This is a genomic window from Erythrobacter sp. (assembly GCA_019739335.1).
Lineage (GTDB): Bacteria > Pseudomonadota > Alphaproteobacteria > Sphingomonadales > Sphingomonadaceae > Alteraurantiacibacter.
Genome location: CP073261.1, coordinates 962470 through 979195 on the forward strand (window position 1 = coordinate 962470; position 16726 = coordinate 979195).

Below are 16726 nucleotides of genomic sequence, written 5' to 3' on the forward strand. Positions count from 1 at the left end.
CCCGTTCTCCTATTCCGCCGCTTCGCGCGTTTCGCTGTCCTCGTTCTGCTGGCGGTTCCACATTTCGGCGTAGAGCCCGCCCAGCCGCAACAGCGCATTGTGGCTGCCTTGCTCCACAATCCGGCCCGCATCCATGACATTGATCAAATCGGCATCGGCAATCGTCGAAAGCCGGTGAGCGATGGCGAGGGTGGTGCGTTCCGCCGTCACCTGCCGCAGCGTGGCGAGGATTTCCTGCTCGGTGCGCGAATCGAGCGCGCTGGTGGCTTCGTCGAGCAGCAGGATCGGCGGGTCTTTGAGCAGTGTGCGGGCGATGGCAACGCGCTGCTTCTCTCCGCCCGACAATTTCAGCCCGCGCTCGCCCACTTCGGTGTCGAAGCCCTGCGGCAGACCGACAATAAACGGCAGGATCGCCGCATCCGCCGCCGCCTGCCGGATCTGCTCGTGCGCAGCATCGTCCCGCCCGTAGGCAATGTTGTAGCCGATGGTGTCGTTGAACAGCACCGTATCCTGCGGCACGATGCCGATCGCGCGGCGCAGCGATTCCTGCGTCACCTCGCGGATATCCTGCCCGTCGATGCAGATGCGCCCTTCCCACGGATCGTAGAAGCGGAACAGCAGCCGCCCGATCGTGCTCTTGCCTGCGCCCGAAGGCCCGACCAGTGCCACATGCGCTCCTGCCGGGGCTTCGAAGCTGAGGCCGTGGAGGATCTGGCGATCCTTGTCGTATCCGAAGCTGACGTTCTCGAAAGTTACCATCGGGCGGCGAACGATCAGCGCGGGGGCGCCGGGAGCGTCTTCGACTTCGGCCTTGGTATCGAGCAGGCGGAACATGTCCGCCATGTCGATCAGCCCCTGCCGGATCGTGCGATAGACCCAGCCGAGCATGTCGAGCGGGCGGAACAGTTGCAGCAGGTAGGTGTTCACCAGCACCAGATCGCCCGGCGACAACGTGCCGCGCGACCAGCCCCACACCGTCCAGGCCATCGCGAAGGCCATCATCAGGTTGAGGATCAGCGCCTGCACGATGTTGAGCAGGCCCAATGAATTCTCGGTCTTGATCGCGGCTTCGGTATAGGCGGTGGCCGAGCCGGAGTAGCGCTTCCGCTCGCGCTCCTCCGCGTTGAAATACTTCACCGTCTCGTAATTCAGCAGGCTGTCCACCGCGCGGGCCATCGCCTGCCCGTCGAGATCGTTCATGTCCTTGCGCAGCTTCACCCGCCATTCGGTGATCGCCTGCGTGGTCCAGATGAAGACGACGACGGTGATGAAGGTGGCGGCGACCAGTTCCCAGCCGAAGATCACCCAGAAGATCGCGCTCACCACCACCAGTTCGATCACCGTGGGGGCGATGTTGAACAGCAGGAAGTAAAGCATCGAGCTGATCGACTTGGTGCCGCGATCAATGACGCGGGTGATCTCGCCGGTGCGGCGCGAGAGATGGAAGCGCAGAGAGAGGCGGTGCAGGCGCGCGAACACATCCTCGGTCAGACCCAGAACGGCATCCTGCCCGACCCGGTTGAAGACGATATTGCGCAGCTGGTCGAACAGAACATTGCCGAACCGCCCGGCAGCATAGGCGATCACCAGTGCCATGGCGACCCACACGGCGGGATCGCCCTCGGCCCCCATCGTATCAACCGCGCGCGCATAGGCGAAGGGCAGCGTTAACACGACCGCCTTCGCCAGCAAAACCAGCACGGCTGCGCCGACAATGCGCTTTTTGAGGTCGGGCCGCGCCTTGGGCCACAGATAGGGCAGGAAGCGGCGCATGGTTGCCCAATCGCCGCGATCGCTGGCGGCGGACTTGGTATCAGTACTGGTTCCGAAATCTCTCACTTCGCGCCCCAAGTGGGGCACGGCGGCGCGTGGCACAAGTGCGGTATGCCGGTCCGTTCGGCCAGATAACCTTTCAACAGGCCGAATTGCCGGCATGCCACCGTCAGTCGAGGGGCCCTGGCGGACAACCCCCGGGGGAACAGCTATCGCCGCCAGCGCTTTATAGCGCGTGGACAGCGCATTTTTCGGTTTTGCTCCCTACCATATCCTGCTGGCGGGGTGCGGACTGGTGATCGTGGCGGCCTATTGGCTGCCGCGCTTTTTTTCCGGGCGCGAGCCGGCGGCGTCGGGACTGCTGATCCTCGGCGGGATGGCGGTGTTCGGGCTGCTTCCCGGCGTGCCGGAAGCCTTCAGCCCGATCGACCGGCCCGGCTTCTGGGAAGTCGCTTCCGAATTCGCCGTCATCATCGCCCTGTTCGGCACCGGCATCCGGATCGACCGGATCCGGGGCAAGGGCCTGTGGTCGCCGACGGTGCGGCTGCTGGCGATTGCCATGCCGCTGTGCATCCTTGCGGTGGCCGTGCTCGGCATGGCTGCGGGGATGACGATAGCGGGGGCGATCCTGCTGGCCGCTGTGCTGGCCCCGACCGATCCGGTGCTGGCCGCCGACGTACAGGTCGGCCCGCCGCTCGAAGGCGGAGAACATCCCGTCCGCTTTGCCCTGACAGCAGAGGCGGGCCTCAACGACGGGCTCGCCTTTCCCTTCGTCTATCTCGCCATCTTCGTGGCCGCCGCATCCGGCGGAGCCGCGACTTGGCTGGGCGAATGGTTCGGCCTTTATGTGGTTTACAAGATCGGCGTCGGGGCACTCGCGGGGATCGGGGCAGGCTGGCTGCTGGGGCGCGTCCTGTTCAGCCTGCCGCATCGCAACCCGCTCGCGGAAACCGGCACCGGAGTGATCGCCTTTGCGGGCGTGCTGCTGACCTATGGCTTCACCGAATTGATCGAAGGCTATGGCTTTATTGCCGCCTTCGCCATGGGAGTGGCCCTGCGCCGCAAGGAAGCCGAGCACGAATACCACGCACGGCTGCACAGCTTTTCCGAAGCACTCGAACACGCCGTGACAGCGATCCTGCTGGTGATGCTGGGCGGAGCCATTCCGGCCCTGCTTCCCTATCTCGACTGGCAACACGCGCTGCTGGGGATCGCGCTGATTTTCGTGATCCGCCCGGTCAGCGGAATGCTGGCACTGGCGGGAACGAGCCTGTCATGGCGCCAGCGTGGCGTGGTCGCCTTCTTCGGCGTGCGCGGGATCGGCTCGATCTACTACCTCGCCTATGCGGGCGGCATGCTCGACCTGGTGGACGAAGGCGCGCTCTGGGCGACCGTGGTGTTCACGATCCTGCTGTCGACCATCGTCCACGGCTTCAGCGCGGGCAGCATGGTCTGGGCGGCGACGCACGAGAAGGGCGAGGTGCGGGGGGAGTGAGGCGAGGCCGCAATTACTCCCCGAAGAAATTCAGCTCCAGCAGCACGTTGTTCGGGTCCGCCGTGAAAATCTGCCGCAGCCCGATCGCTTCGACGAGGTTCTCACGGTAATCTGCACCGCGCGCATCGAGCCGGGTTTTCATTTCCTCGAACCCCTGCAAACGCAGCGCAACGTGGTGCAAAGCCCCGGTCAAACCGCCGGGTTCCACCTCGCGGTCATAGGTCCGCACGCAATCGACCGAATTGATATGGATGATCGCCCGGCCCGCCGCATCATACATCCATTGCGCGGTTTGCGGGGTCAGCGGCGGCGGGGCGTCGCGGCGTTCAAGATCGAGCAAGTCGGCATACCAGCGCGCGCTCTCGTCCAGCTTGTCGGTGATGATGTTGACGTGATCGAGTGCTTCGACCTGCATGGAAAATCCTCCCGCCGCCCCGCTTGCCCGGTCTAAGGCCGCGCCTTGGCTCTTGCCTCTCTAGCCGAATATAGTATGCGATACATACAATTTCGTATATGTGATTCTTTCACAAACATGGAGAGGAAAGACAATGGCCGACAATCTGGAACAGGTGCTGGCAAAAGCGAACGGCGACATCGTCGGCCAGCTGCGCAACAACAAGATCGGGGCCTATGTGTACCCCGTGGTTGCTCCGGAATTTTCCAACTGGCGTGACGAGCAATGGGCCTGGCAGCACGGCGCGGTGCTGTTCGACCAGTCGCACCACATGTTCGATCTCTACATCAACGGCCCGGACGCGCTCAAGCTGCTGTCCGACACGATGATCAATTCGCCCGCCGGGTTCGAAGTGAACAAGGCCAAGCAGTACGTCCCCACCACGCCTTACGGCCACGTGATCGGTGACGGGATCATCTTCCGGCTGGCGGAAGAGCAGTTCGTCTATGTCGGCCGCGCACCCGCCGCCAACTGGCTGATGTATCACGCCGAAAAGGGCGGCTATAACGTGGAAGTCATCAACGATCCGCGTTCGCCCAGCCGCCCGATGGGCAAGCCGGTGCAGCGCATCAGCTGGCGCTTCCAGATTCAGGGCCCGCGCGCGTGGGACGTGATCGAAAAGCTCAATGGTGAAACGCTGGAGAAGCTGAAGTTCTTCAACATGTCGACGATGAAGATCGGCGAAAAGACCATCCGCACCCTGCGCCACGGCATGGCCGGTTCGCCGGGCCTCGAGATCTGGGGTCCCTACGAAGATCAGGAATATGTCCGCGAGCACATCCTCAAGGCGGGTGAAGAGTTCGGCCTGATCCCGGTCGGCAGCCGCGCCTATCCGTCGAACACGCTCGAATCGGGTTGGATCCCCTCGCCGCTGCCCGCGATCTACACCGGCGAAAAGCTGGCCGATTATCGCCAGTGGCTGGGTGCCGACAGCTACGAAGCCACCGGCTCGATCGGCGGCTCGTTCGTCGGCAAGTCGATCGAGGAATACTACCTCAACCCGTGGGAGCTGGGTTACGGCCCGTTCGTCAAGTTCGACCATGATTTCCACGGTGCCGATGCGCTGAAGGAAGTGGCCGAGAACAAGGACACCCAGCGCCGCAAGGTGACGCTGGAATGGAACGCGGACGACATGAAGAAGATCGTCGGTTCGATGTTCGATCCCGAAGGCGAGCAGTACAAGTTCTTCGACCTGCCGCTGGCGAACTATGCCAACTCGAACTACGACGCGGTGGTCGATGCCGACGGCAACACCATCGGCCTGTCGATGTTCACCGGCTATTCGTTCAACGAAAAGAAGGCGCTGTCGCTGGCGACCGTCGAGCACGACCTGCCGCTCGGCACCGAGATCAATGTGCTGTGGGGCGAAGATCCCAACACGCAGAAGACCACGGTGGAAAAGCACAAGCAGATGGCGGTCCGCGCGATCGTTTCGCCGGTGCCTTATGGCAAGATGGCGGCGGATACTTACGCTACCGGCTGGCGGACTTCGAAGAAGGCCTGAACTGGTAATTCTGCTGCAAGAACAAGGGCGGTGCCGCGAGGCGCCGCCCTTTTTCATGGCCACCCCAAGATTTTCCTACTGCCGCGTGGGAAGATACCTGTAGCCCGGAGGCATAGAAGACGGCTCTATAAAGGCTTGATTGCATGGAAGAATGAAGCAGATCGCCGCAATCGGTCTTCTCAAATCCATCGCCGAAAAAAGTGGCGCGAAAGCGGTTAGCATATCATTCGACGAGATGATTGGGCATAAGCCTGCAACCAACCAAGCCTAGAGGCGTTACTCTTCCCGATGACCACCAACCTCAAGTTCCTCTGGATGCGTCTGACGGCGAATTACTGGTTCTTCCCGGCACTGTTCTCGCTGCTGGCTGCGCTGCTGGGCTTTGCCATGATCGCGCTCGATCGCAGCGGGGCAGCGTCGTTCCTGAGCGACGTCGAATGGCTCGCCCCTGCCCGGCCAAAGGGCGCGGCGGATATGTTGACGGTGATGGCGGGCAGCATGATCGGGGTTGCCGCCACGGTGTTCTCGATCACCATTGCCGCGGTCGCCTATGCCAGCGGCAACTATGGCCCGCGGCTGCTGACCAATTTCATGGAGGACCGGGGCAACCAGTTCAGCCTTGCAACCTTTATCGGCAGCTTCGTCTATGCGCTGGTGGTGCTTCGCTCTGTCCGCGCGGAGGATGAAGTTCCCGCCAGCGGCGTGGAAGTGGCCACCGCCCTGCCCGGTTTCACCCCGCAATTGTCGCTGCTGGTCGCCTACGCGCTGCTGGCGCTGTGCGTGGCGGTGCTGGTCTATTTCCTCAACCACATCCCTTCTTCGATCCGCATCAACAAGGTGCTTGAAGGCATCGGCTCGCGATTGCTTGATGCCATCCGCGAGACCTATCCGGTGGAGGGTTCCCCCGGCGAAGCCCGCGAAGCGCAGGGCGGTGAAGAGATACGGGCGCAATCTACCGGTTACATCCAGTTGATCGATTACGCGGAATTGCAGAAGATCGCCCGCGAATGCGGCGGCACTTTCTCGCTCGTCGTTCGCACCGGAGATTTCGTCCACCGCGACCTGCCCGTGATTCGCGTTGCCGGATGCTCGGCGAACGATGTCGCGGACAAGGTGCTCGATTGTTTCACTCTTGGTTCGAATCGCACTGCCGAGCAGGACCCGCAGTTCCTGATCGACGAGCTGGTGGAAATCGGGCTGCGCGCGCTGTCACCCGGCATCAACGATCCCTTTACCGCGATTACCGCGCTGCACTGGCTGGGTGCGGCGACGGCGGAAATCGGACGGCGCGACCTGTGCAAGGATGTCTGCGGGAACGATGGGGCGGAAGGTGATTGCCCGGTGATCCCGCGCGCCGACAGTTTCGAGCATTACACTGATCGCGGGTTCGGCTCGATCCGCAGCGCGGTCGCCACCAGCCCCACCGCAGCACGGATCATGCTGGAAGCGCTGGAGAATGCTGCCGGACCGATCCAGCATCCCCGGCGCAGGCAGGCCTTACGACTGGAAGGCGAAGCGCTGATCGCACAGGCGCGGCTTGCATTGGTCGGTCCCGATCTGGAAGCACTGGAGGCGCGCTATCGCCAGTTCGAGGCCACGCTGCCAGCTACGCCCTTACGCGCGGCGTCGTAGCGCGAGCGAGCACCAGCGCGCTGCCAACCAGCGCGATGCCGAGAAAGTCGAGAGGCACCAGCACCTCGTTGAAAGCAAGCCAACCCACCAGCGCGCCTACCGCAGGCTGGGTGAGCAGGGCGATGCCGATAATGAGCGGGGAGAAGTGCCGCAGGGCATAGACCAGCAGCCCCTGCCCGACGATCTGGCTGGTGAAAGCCAGTGCCACCACCGGTGTCCAATCGGTCGGCCAGACAGGTTCGCCAAGCGCCAGTGCTGTCATCAGCAGCACCGGGACCGAACCCAGACCTGCCAGTGTCAGCAGCGCCCAGCCGCCGATCTCGCGCCGCGCGTCCTGCAACAGCAGCAGGTATCCGGCATAGAGCAGCCCCGCAAGCAGGCAGAACAGGTCACCCACAAGATTGGCCTGCGAGATTTCCATCGAGCGCGCGAGCAGGATCGCCGCCCCCGCCAGCGCCGCGACGATCGCGGGCCATTCGCGCCCGTGCGGCAGGCGGCGCAGAACGACGAATGCCCAAAGCATCAGGATCACGCTGCCCGCATTGCCGAACAGGACCGCATTGGCCAGGCGAGTCTCGCCGATGCCAATGTGCCAGCTGGCGATATCGAATCCGAACAGCACCCCGCCCAGCAGCACCAGCCCGGTCATTTTCGCCGGAATGCCGCTCAGCCGCTGGCCGTTCGCCCCGGCGATCAGTGCGAGGAAAGGCAGCGCCAGCGCCACTCGCCAGAACCCTGCCGAAACCGGTCCGGTGTCCGCCAGCCGCACCAGCCAAGGCCCCAAGGCAAGCGCGACATTGCCGCCGATCAGCGCCACAATCGGCAGCGCCAAAATTGGCAACTTCGCGCGAATCTTGTCCCCAGCCTGGTCCACCCATCCGCTCTAGCGCGGGCGCGCGGCTTGGCTATAGTTGTGACAAGCAGTTGGGTGGAGAGCGGGATTGCCGATACGGTCGTGGATGTTTGTTCCCGGAGACAGCGAACGCAAGCTGGACAAGGCGCCGGGATGCGGCGCGGACGTTGTGATCGTCGATCTCGAAGATGCCGTTGCGCCGGATGCCAAGGAATCGGCGCGCGCGCTCACCCGCGACTGGCTGATGGCACGCGACCGAGAGGCGCCCGGCCCGCAGTACTGGGTGCGGATCAATCCGCTCGATACCCAGCTGTGGCAATATGATGTCGAAGCGGTCATATCCGCGAAGCCTGCCGGGTTGATGGTACCCAAGGCTGCGGGACCGGAGCAATTGCAGCGGCTTGTTACCATGCTGTATGAAATCGAAGCGCCCCACGGGATCGTACCGGGTACTACGCAACTCTTGCCCTTGGTGAGCGAGACACCGCGGGCGGCCAATTCGATTTCATCCTACGGTCTGAAGCAGCACGCGATTTCTCGATTGGCAGGTCTGAGCTGGGGCGCGGAAGACCTTTCCGCCGCCATCGGCGCGAGCCGCAAGCGGGACGAGCGCGGTGTGTGGACCGACCTGTTCCGGCTGGTCCGCGCGCAGGTGCTGCTTGCTTCCCACGCAGCAGGTGTTGTTGCCATCGACACCCTGCATGCCGATTTCCGCGACGAGGAGGGCCTGCGCCGGGTGGCGCGCGAATCCTATCAGGACGGGTTTGCCGGGATGATGGCGATCCACCCGGCGCAGGTGCCGATCATCAACGCGGCCTTCTCACCGGGTGAAGCCGAACTGGCCGAAGCGCGCGCCATCGTGGAACTGTTCGCCGCCAATCCGGGGGTCGGGGCGCTGCAACTGAACGGACGGATGATCGACCAGCCGCATCTGGCGCAGGCGCAGAAGTTGCTGGCGAGCGTGGCGTAGGGGATTTACTCGTCAAGTGCGGTTTCGGCTGGCTCGTCCGCAGCAGGCTCGACCGGTTCGGCGGAAGCTTCAGTCCCGGTGTCCTGAGTAGCTCCGCTACTGGCGGGGGAGCCGCCATCGCTATCTTCACCCGGCTCCGGATCAGCTAGCGGGGCTTGAGATCGGGTCTGGTCGATCGGCAGCATCGCGTCACTGATTGTGCCTTCCAGCACTTCGCCCGCCGCTTCGCCCTCGCCATCGCTTTCGACCGGTGCCGTGTCCTCGCCGCAGGCTGCGATCAGCAACAGGGCACAAAGGGCAAAGGGAACTCTCACGCACGCATCCTCTCATGATCGTCCAGCGCGGCGAGGAAGTGCCCCGCGCGCGCCAGCAGCGCCTCATCCCACTGCTCGGGGCTGACCGCAAGCCCCAGCGCTTCCATGCTGGTCACGCCGTATTCGGCAATTCCGCAGGGCACGATGCCGCCGAAATGGGTGAGGTCGGGCGCGAGGTTCACCGCGAAGCCGTGCATCGTCACCCAGCGTCGCACGCGCACGCCGATGGCACCGATCTTGGCTTCCGTGCCGCCCGCGCGGGTCCAGATTCCGACCCGGTCGGGCACGGCGAAGGCTTCGACCCCGAAGTGACCGAGCGTGGCGATCACCCAGTCTTCCAGCGCGTGGACGAAATTGCGCACGTCCTTCTGCCGCCGCGCCAGATCGAGCAGCACATAGGCCACCCGCTGGCCGGGGCCGTGATAGGTATAGCGCCCGCCGCGCCCGGTCTCGACCACGTCGAACCGGGCATCGACCAGTTCGGCCAGATCGGCGCTGGTCCCGGCGGTATAGACCGGCGGATGTTCGAGCAGCCAGACCAGTTCTTTCGCCTCGCCAGCCGCAATTGCGGCATTGCGCGTCTCCTGCTCCGCCAAGGCGGTGCGATAATCGACAAGGCCCGGCGATTGCCGCCATTCGATTTCTTCAGGGAGTGGCATGGAAATTGTGTTGGTCATGCTCTGGCAGTGGTTGCGTGGGTGGCCTTGCGCGGCCTAACAGGACCGCGAGGACTTTTTCGAGGAAACACGCATGGCGATCAAGCTGGATATGGGCAAGGCCTGGAACGATGCGGTGGCGCTTCTGTCCGCCAACAGGGACGTTGTGCTCGTGGTGGCGGGGGTGTTCTTCTTCCTGCCCAGCGCAATCGCTTCGCTAGCGATGCCCCAGCCGACCGAGATCGAGGCACTGAGCGCTTCTGCAGAGCCCAATCCCGAAGCGCTGCTTGGTGCGATTTCTGCCTATTATGGCCAGATCTGGTGGATGTTCCTGCTGATCGGGCTGGTACAGGCCATCGGCGCACTGTGCGTACTGGCGCTGCTGACCGATCGATCACGTCCCACCGTGGGGGATGCGCTGAAGTTCGGTTTGAAGGCGCTGATCCCCTATATCGCCACCCAGCTGCTGGTCGCTTTGCTGGTGACAGCCGTAATGGGTGTGCTGATCGGCATCGGCGCACTGATCAGTGTGGCTGTTGCGGCGTTGCTCGGTCTCGTCGGTGTAATCCTTGCCATATACGTGTGGATCAAGCTGTCTCTGGCCACACCGGTGATCGGCATCGAAAAGCGTCTGAACCCGCTCGCCGCGATGCAACGATCATGGCAACTCACCAAGGGCAATTCGCTGTTGCTTCTCGCCTTCTACCTGCTGCTGGGATTGGTGATGATCGTTATCTCTCTGATTGGCGGGATGGTGTTCGCCATCTTCGGGTTCGTGGGCGAGCAGGTCGGGCTATTCGCCAGCGCCATCGGCGGGGCACTGATCAGCATGGGTGTGACCGCAGTAATGCTGGCGGTGCTGGCAGCTGTCCACCGGCAACTGTCGGGCGGAACGAGCGAAGCCGTGCGTGAGACTTTCGACTGACGCCGCTTTAGTCTGCTGCGTCTTTCCAGCCCCAGGCCAGCACGCATGGGGGAATGTTCAGCCAGACATAACCGGTCTCGACGCGCGGGAAATAGCGCGCGGTGAGATCGCGGGCGGCGCTCATGAACTGGTAGGTCAGGAAGGCACCGCCTTCGCGGATCACCCGGTGAGTAGCCTCGGCAATGTTCTGCCCCACACCCTCGGGCAGGGTGGAGAATGGCAAGCCGGAGAGCACATAGTCCGCCTGCTCGTGGCCGATCGAGCGGACGATCTCCTCGACATCTTCCGCGGAGCCGAGCACGGCATGGAAGCGGCTGTCGCGGAAGGTCTTCTTCAGGTAGTCGATGAAGAGCGGATTGGTGTCGATCACCAGCAATTCCCCATCGCGCGGCAGGCGGTCCAGCACGGCCTGGCAGAACGTGCCGACCCCGGGGCCATATTCGACGAACAGCTTGCAGCGATCCCAGTCTACCGGGGCGAGCATGGCCTTGATCGTAACCCCGGATGAAGGAATGATCGAGCCGACCATGCGCGGATGCTCGATGAAACCGCGAAAGAATACGCCCGCCGGACCGAGCGCTCGCATGATTTTCTGGCGCAGCCCGACACGGCGCTTGGCCGCCAATTCATTACCGTTCATTGCGTGAATTCATCCTGGTTGCTGTCGGATACATGCGGTTACCGGGGACTTGCATTCAAAACGCTGCTTTGCAAGCCGGAGCGGCTATTTCATTGGCAATGCGCCTGAGCCACATTCGTGCCCGTCAGAGCAATTCCTCGACCAGATCCTGCGGGCGACACAGGCGGACACCCTTGGGCGTTTCCACCAGCGGGCGGTTGATGAGGATCGGCTCGGCCACCATCGCATCGAGTACAGTGTCCGCATCGGCGCCGGGCAGCCCGCGTTCTTCGGCCGTGGTGCCGTTAAGCCGCAAGCCTTGCGCAGGCGTCATCCCGGCATCGGCGTAAAGCTGGACCAGCTTCTCGCGGCTGGGCGGGCTCTTGAGATACTCGATCACTTCCACCTCGACGCCCTCCCGCTCCTGGAGAATCGCCAGCGTCTTGCGCGAGGTTCCGCAGGCGGGGTTGTGCCAGATTGTCGCCTTCATGGTGTGTCTCGCTGATGCGTAGTTCGAAGCTGCCGACCCCTTAGCCGCGCAGAATTTTCAAGCCAAGACACATTGCCTGTTGCCAGTGATAATCACTCGCAATAAATGCAGCCTTGCAAATTACTCGCAATAGCGACTCACAAAACGAACCTGAGGGAATTTACCATTCGTACAGCAGCCATCCGCCTCGCCCTCCTGACCGGTGCTGTCAGCCTTCCGGTTGTCGCCCATGCCGAGGACACTCCTCAGCGCGTCTACCTGCCCGAAGATATTGTGGTGACCGGCGCGCTCGATGGTTACGCCGGGGAAGACGGCAGCACCGCCACCCGCACGCCGACGCCGATCATCGATGTGCCGCAGGCGATGACGGTGATCACTGCCGACCAGATGGAAGACCAGGGAGTCACTACGCTCAACGATGCGCTGCGCTACGTACCTGGCGTGTCGCTGGAAACCGGCGAGGGCCACCGAGACGAAGTGTTCATTCGCGGTCAGGAAACCACTGCGGACTTCTACCTCGACGGTCTGCGCGACGATGCGCAATATTACCGCTCGCTCTACAACATCGAAAGGATCGAAGTTCTGAAGGGAGCCAACGCGCTGATCTTCGGGCGCGGCGCTGGCGGCGGCGCGATCAACCGGGTGAGCAAGGCGGCCGGGTTCGCCATGACCGAATACGGTCTGGCCGCGCAGGTCGATACCTTCGGCGCTTTCGCCCTCAGCGCCGATCTGAACCTGCCCGCCAGCGAATCCCTCGCCTTCCGGCTGAACACGACGTACGAGGAGTTCGCCAGCCACCGCGATTTCTATGAAGGCCGCTTCATCGGCATTTCGCCGACGCTTTCCGCGCGGCTTGGTCCGGACACCACGCTGACCGCCAGCTACACCTACGACGACGATGCGCGCACTGTCGATCGCGGCGTACCCAGCCTCAACGGCCTGCCGCTCGAAGGCTTCGACGAAACCTTCTTCGGCGATCGCGACTACAACTACGGCACCGTCGAAGCGCATATTGCTCGCGCCCGTCTGGACCATCGCTTCAGCGACGCATGGAGCGTGAATGCCGCGGTGCAATTTGCCGATTACGACAAGTTCTATGCCAACATTGTTCCCGACAGCGCCACTGCGACCACCGTCCGCCTGTCCGGTTACGACAGCGGGACCGACCGACGGAACCTGATCGGGCAGGTCAACCTGGTAGGCCAATTCGAGACCGGATCGCTCGGCCACACGCTGCTGCTGGGCGCGGAATTTACCAGTTCGGATACCGATTCGGTCCGCAATCAGGCGCGCTTCAACAGTGGAACCAGCAGCAATGTCACCGTGGCATTGGAGGACGTGATCGCGGTTCCTGCCTTCGCGCTCGTCCCGCAGCGTGCCAGCACCTCGGAACTGACCACCTTCTCCGCCTATGCGCAGGAACAGCTCGATATCGGGATTGTCCAACTGGTGGCGGGTTTACGCTACGATCGCTTCGATCTGACCAGCACCGATCTGGCGACAGGGTTCGACGGCGCACGGGTGGACGAGCGGGTATCGCCGCGCTTCGGGGTGATCGTCAAGCCGCAGGACAACCTCTCGATCTATGCCAGCTACGCCGAAAGTTTCCTGCCTTCCGCCGGAGACCAGTTCGTCGTTCTCAGCCAGTCGCAGGAAGGGCTGGAGCCGGAGTTGTTCGAGAATATCGAGCTCGGCTTGAAATACGCGCCGCACCGTAACCTGCTGCTGACCGCGGCACTGTTCCGCCTCACGCGTTCGAACACTCCGGCAGTGGAGCCGGGGACGGGGCTGACCACTCTCGAAGGCGAAAGCCGGGTCGAAGGTTTGGAACTGGGCCTCGTGGGCGAGCCGGTGACGGGCCTCTCGCTGAGCCTTGGCTATACCTATCTCGACGGCAAGATCACCGACGATGCCAACCCGGCAAACCTCGGCACGGTGCTGCAACAGGTGCCCGAGCACCAGGTGACCGCCTGGGCTCGTTACGACGTGACCGACCGGATCGGGATCGGCGGCGGGGTGACGCATGTGTCGGACCAGTTTGCTAGCAACAGCAACAATGTCGTGCTGCCAGCGCATACCCGTGTCGATGCGGCGCTGTTCTTCGAGGCGACCGATAACCTTTCGTTACAACTGAACGTCGAAAACCTGTTCGACGAAAACTATTACGCCGCCGCGCATGGGGACAACAATATCCAGCCGGGTGTACCGCTCAATGCAACCGTGGGGGCGCGTTTGCGGTTCTGATTACTCTTCCGCAGGCTCGCGAGATTCCCCTCCCCCCATCGCGGGCACTGCGCGCGCCGCGTCGGCCGGGTCGATACCCGGTGCAGGCGCGGCGCTGATGGTTTCACTGCGGCGCGTCACTCGCCCCGCACGCTGGATCGCGGCGATCAGCCGGGGATAGACCCCGCAGCGGCACAGGTTCGGGATCGCCTCGCGAATGTCCTCAGGCGTGGGATCGGGATTGCGGCGCAGCAGTGCGGCTCCGGCAATGGCGATGCCCGGTGTGCAGAAGCCGCACTGGATCGCCTGCTCGGCCACCAGCGCCTGCTGCACCGGATGCGAACGGTCGCGGCTCAGGCCTTCGATGGTGGTGATGAATCGTCCCTCGGCCTCGGCAATGGTGACGAGGCAGCTCCGCAGTGCCTCGCCATCGACCAGCACCATGCACGCACCGCAATCGCCTTGCCCGCAGCCATATTTGGTGCCGGTCAGGTTCGCCGCATCGCGCAGCGCATGGAGCAGCGGGGTTTCCGGATCCATCTCGAAGAACACCGGCCGCTCGTTCACCGTCATTGCGGGCATATTGGATCCGTCAGTTGCGCCAGCTGGGGTCTATAGCGTCTATCTTGCGGGTCCAGGCCTCGAAGTCCAGCTTGCCGAAGCTGTCGGTCAACTGTTTGTCGCGGTCGCGCTGGTGCTGTTCGATCACTTCCGGCGGAACGACGATGGGCGCGCCGAGGCTGGCGGTCTTCACCTGCACCTCGCAGGCGCGCTGGAGCATGTAGTAGAGCAGGAACATTTCATGGATCGTGCGGCCCATCACCACCGGGCCGTGGTTCTTGAGCAGCAGGATCTGGTGATTGCCTGCATTGCGCACCAGCCGCTCGCCTTCCTCGCTGCGCACGGTGATGCCTTCGAAATCGTGGTATCCGATCGCTCCTGCAAAGAAGCACGAATAGAAATTGCTCGCCTGCAAGCCACCCTCAGTGGAGCAGACCGCCATAGTGTCAGGCGTGTGGGTGTGGACGATGGCGTGGGCGTGGGGGAGATTGCGGTGGAACACCGAATGCTGGGTGAACCCGGCAAGGTTCACCGGATGCGGGCTGTCCGAAACCTTGTTCCCTTCCCCATCGATGGTGATGAGGTTGGAAGCGGTGACTTCCTCCCACAGCAGCCCATAGGGATTGATCAGGAAATGATTGTCCGTGCCCGGCACCCGCAGGGTGATGTGGTTGTAGATGCTTTCGCACCAGCCCAGATGCGCGAAAATGCGATAGGCGGCCGCAAGATCGAGCCGCGCCTGCCATTCCTCGGGGCTGCATTCCGGTTTCTGCCGTAACTGGGTCGCCATTTTCTGCGTTCCTTTCTGCGCGTCTCTCCTAACACGCGCAGATTGACTTTGTCACAGTGCTTGGCAAGCCTTGCGAAAATCCGGCGGATGACCGGGTTCCGGGGAGAGGGACAGAATCGATATGGCAACGCATCCGGCGCATTCGCAGGGGCATGAGACTGCGCAAGGCAACTGGCTGACCAATTCGGCCGGATACCAGACACTTCTGGTCTTCCTGCTCAGCCTCAATTTCGGGATCGTGTTCTTCGACCGGCAGGCGCTGAACGTGCTGATTCCGGTAGGCGTGCAGCAGGATCTGGCGCTGACCGGGACCCAGATCGGGCTGCTGGCGGGGGGCCTGTCTTTCAGCTGGGCGATTGCTGCGTTCTTCGTCGGACGGCTGTCGGACAGCATGGGCAAGCGCAAGATCCTGCTGGTTCTGGCGACAATAGCCTTTTCGCTGTGCTCGTTCCTTTCGGGCCTTGCCACCACCTTCCTGTTCCTGTTCGCGGCGCGGCTGCTGATGGGCGCGGCGGAAGGCGGGGTGATGCCGATCAGCCACGCGATGGTGGCGAGCGAAGTGAACCCCGAGCGACGCGGGCTGGCGCAGGGCGTCGCCCAGAACCTCGGTTCCAACCTGCTCGGCAGCTTCCTGGCCCCGGTGGTGCTGGTGTGGTTTGCGACGCAGTACAGCTGGCGCGAAGCATTCTACCTGGCTGCCGTGCCCGGCCTCGTCAGCGCGGCGCTTATCTGGTTCCTGCTCAAGGAACCCGTCCCCGCGAAAAAGCCCGAAGGCAGTCACGATGCGTCCATCGGCTTCCTGGAGGCGCTGAAGGTCCGCAACATGTGGATCTGCGTGGTCGTCGGCGTGCTGATGGTGGCACATTTCGTGATCACCTGGGCCTTCATGCCCAATTTCCTCGTCCAGACGCGCGGGATGGATGCGACCTCGATGAGCTGGCTGGTCGGCTCGCTCGGCATTGCGGCGGCGATCTACAGCTTCGTCGTGTCCGGCCTGTCGGACAAGATCGGGCGCAAGCCGGTGATGGTGGTGCTGCCGTTCCTCGCGCTGGTCGGGCCGCTGGGAGTGCTGCTGCTCGATCCCGCCGATTTCACCGGCACCGGCGCGTTCGGCCTGTCGAGCTATGCCACGGTGCTGATCCCGATCTTCTTCATCGGCTGGATGGTGAACGGCACTTTCCCGATCTTCATGGCGACAATCCCTTCGGAGAGCTTCCGCCCGATCCACCATGCCACGGTGCTGGGGCTGGCGATGGGCTCTTGCGAGGTCCTGGGCGGTGTGTTCGGCCCGCCGATCGCGGGGGCACTCAACGATGCCATCGGCCCCGATACCTTCCTTTATGTGCTGATGGGCCTCTCGGTTGTCTCGGGCTTCGTCGCCATGGGCCTCAGGGAAACCGCACCCGCCGCGCTACGGCGCAAGGGGCTGACGGCGGAACTCGCATGATAACGAATGTTAGGATAGGA

Annotated in this window: 16 protein-coding genes; 7 read left to right on the forward strand and 9 right to left on the reverse strand. The window is 63.1% G+C overall.

Features of this window, described 5'->3' with window-relative positions:
* Nucleotides 1–9: 9 nt before the first annotated feature.
* Nucleotides 10–1935, reverse strand: coding sequence for an ABC transporter ATP-binding protein/permease (locus JY451_04700; protein QZH75889.1), 1926 nt, complete (start codon nucleotides 1933–1935; stop codon nucleotides 10–12).
* A 73-nt stretch (nucleotides 1936–2008) separates the two neighbouring features.
* Here JY451_04700 and JY451_04705 point away from each other — a divergent pair, with 73 nt between their 5' ends.
* Nucleotides 2009–3268, forward strand: a complete 1260-nt coding sequence (locus tag JY451_04705) for a cation:proton antiporter (GenBank protein QZH75890.1) — start codon at nucleotides 2009–2011, stop codon at nucleotides 3266–3268.
* Between the two features lie 13 nt (nucleotides 3269–3281).
* Here the strand turns inward: JY451_04705 and JY451_04710 are convergent, their stop codons facing one another.
* On the reverse strand, nucleotides 3282–3683 hold the full coding sequence (locus JY451_04710; GenBank protein ID QZH75891.1) for a VOC family protein: 402 nt from the start codon (nucleotides 3681–3683) through the stop codon (nucleotides 3282–3284).
* A gap of 133 nt (nucleotides 3684–3816) precedes the next feature.
* On the opposite strand from JY451_04710, the gene JY451_04715 reads away from it, so the two are divergent.
* The gene (locus JY451_04715; protein ID QZH75892.1) at nucleotides 3817–5226 is read left to right on the forward strand and encodes an aminomethyltransferase family protein; all 1410 of its coding nucleotides are present in this window, start codon (nucleotides 3817–3819) and stop codon (nucleotides 5224–5226) included.
* Nucleotides 5227–5514: 288 nt separating this feature from the next.
* On the forward strand, nucleotides 5515–6858 hold the full coding sequence (locus JY451_04720; protein ID QZH75893.1) for a DUF2254 domain-containing protein: 1344 nt from the start codon (nucleotides 5515–5517) through the stop codon (nucleotides 6856–6858).
* On the opposite strand, the gene JY451_04725 is transcribed toward JY451_04720, so the two are convergent.
* Nucleotides 6833–7711 carry a DMT family transporter gene (locus JY451_04725; protein QZH76560.1) on the reverse strand — a complete coding sequence of 293 codons (879 nt, stop codon included), beginning with the start codon at nucleotides 7709–7711 and terminating at the stop codon, nucleotides 6833–6835. The genes JY451_04720 and JY451_04725 overlap by 26 nt on opposite strands.
* Before the next feature lie 88 nt (nucleotides 7712–7799).
* On the opposite strand from JY451_04725, the gene JY451_04730 reads away from it, so the two are divergent.
* Nucleotides 7800–8681 (forward strand): CoA ester lyase, encoded by an 882-nt coding sequence (locus JY451_04730; GenBank protein ID QZH75894.1) that lies wholly within the window; start codon nucleotides 7800–7802, stop codon nucleotides 8679–8681.
* Nucleotides 8682–8686: 5 nt separating this feature from the next.
* Here JY451_04730 and JY451_04735 read toward each other — a convergent pair whose 3' ends face one another.
* Both JY451_04735 and lipB read right to left on the reverse strand, forming a co-directional pair.
* Complete coding sequence (locus JY451_04735) at nucleotides 8687–8965, reverse strand: hypothetical protein (GenBank protein QZH75895.1); 279 nt, start codon at nucleotides 8963–8965, stop codon at nucleotides 8687–8689.
* Between the two features lie 26 nt (nucleotides 8966–8991).
* Entirely contained in the window at nucleotides 8992–9654 is a 663-nt protein-coding gene (gene lipB / locus JY451_04740) for a lipoyl(octanoyl) transferase LipB (protein ID QZH76561.1), read from the reverse strand.
* 91 nt (nucleotides 9655–9745) lie between these two features.
* On the opposite strand from lipB, the gene JY451_04745 reads away from it, so the two are divergent.
* Nucleotides 9746–10576 (forward strand): glycerophosphoryl diester phosphodiesterase membrane domain-containing protein, encoded by an 831-nt coding sequence (locus tag JY451_04745; protein QZH75896.1) that lies wholly within the window; start codon nucleotides 9746–9748, stop codon nucleotides 10574–10576.
* 7 nt (nucleotides 10577–10583) lie between these two features.
* Here JY451_04745 and JY451_04750 read toward each other — a convergent pair whose 3' ends face one another.
* Nucleotides 10584–11216, reverse strand: coding sequence for a methyltransferase (locus JY451_04750; protein QZH75897.1), 633 nt, complete (start codon nucleotides 11214–11216; stop codon nucleotides 10584–10586).
* A 124-nt stretch (nucleotides 11217–11340) separates the two neighbouring features.
* On the reverse strand, nucleotides 11341–11685 hold the full coding sequence (locus JY451_04755; protein ID QZH75898.1) for an arsenate reductase family protein: 345 nt from the start codon (nucleotides 11683–11685) through the stop codon (nucleotides 11341–11343).
* Between the two features lie 105 nt (nucleotides 11686–11790).
* On the opposite strand from JY451_04755, the gene JY451_04760 reads away from it, so the two are divergent.
* Nucleotides 11791–13929, forward strand: a complete 2139-nt coding sequence (locus JY451_04760; protein QZH75899.1) for a TonB-dependent siderophore receptor — start codon at nucleotides 11791–11793, stop codon at nucleotides 13927–13929.
* Here the strand turns inward: JY451_04760 and JY451_04765 are convergent, their stop codons facing one another.
* Nucleotides 13930–14490, reverse strand: coding sequence for a (2Fe-2S)-binding protein (locus JY451_04765; protein ID QZH75900.1), 561 nt, complete (start codon nucleotides 14488–14490; stop codon nucleotides 13930–13932).
* Between the two features lie 10 nt (nucleotides 14491–14500).
* Nucleotides 14501–15259, reverse strand: coding sequence for a class II aldolase/adducin family protein (locus JY451_04770; protein ID QZH75901.1), 759 nt, complete (start codon nucleotides 15257–15259; stop codon nucleotides 14501–14503).
* Nucleotides 15260–15380: 121 nt separating this feature from the next.
* On the opposite strand from JY451_04770, the gene JY451_04775 reads away from it, so the two are divergent.
* Nucleotides 15381–16706, forward strand: coding sequence for an MFS transporter (locus tag JY451_04775; GenBank protein ID QZH75902.1), 1326 nt, complete (start codon nucleotides 15381–15383; stop codon nucleotides 16704–16706).
* Nucleotides 16707–16726 lie beyond the last annotated feature (20 nt).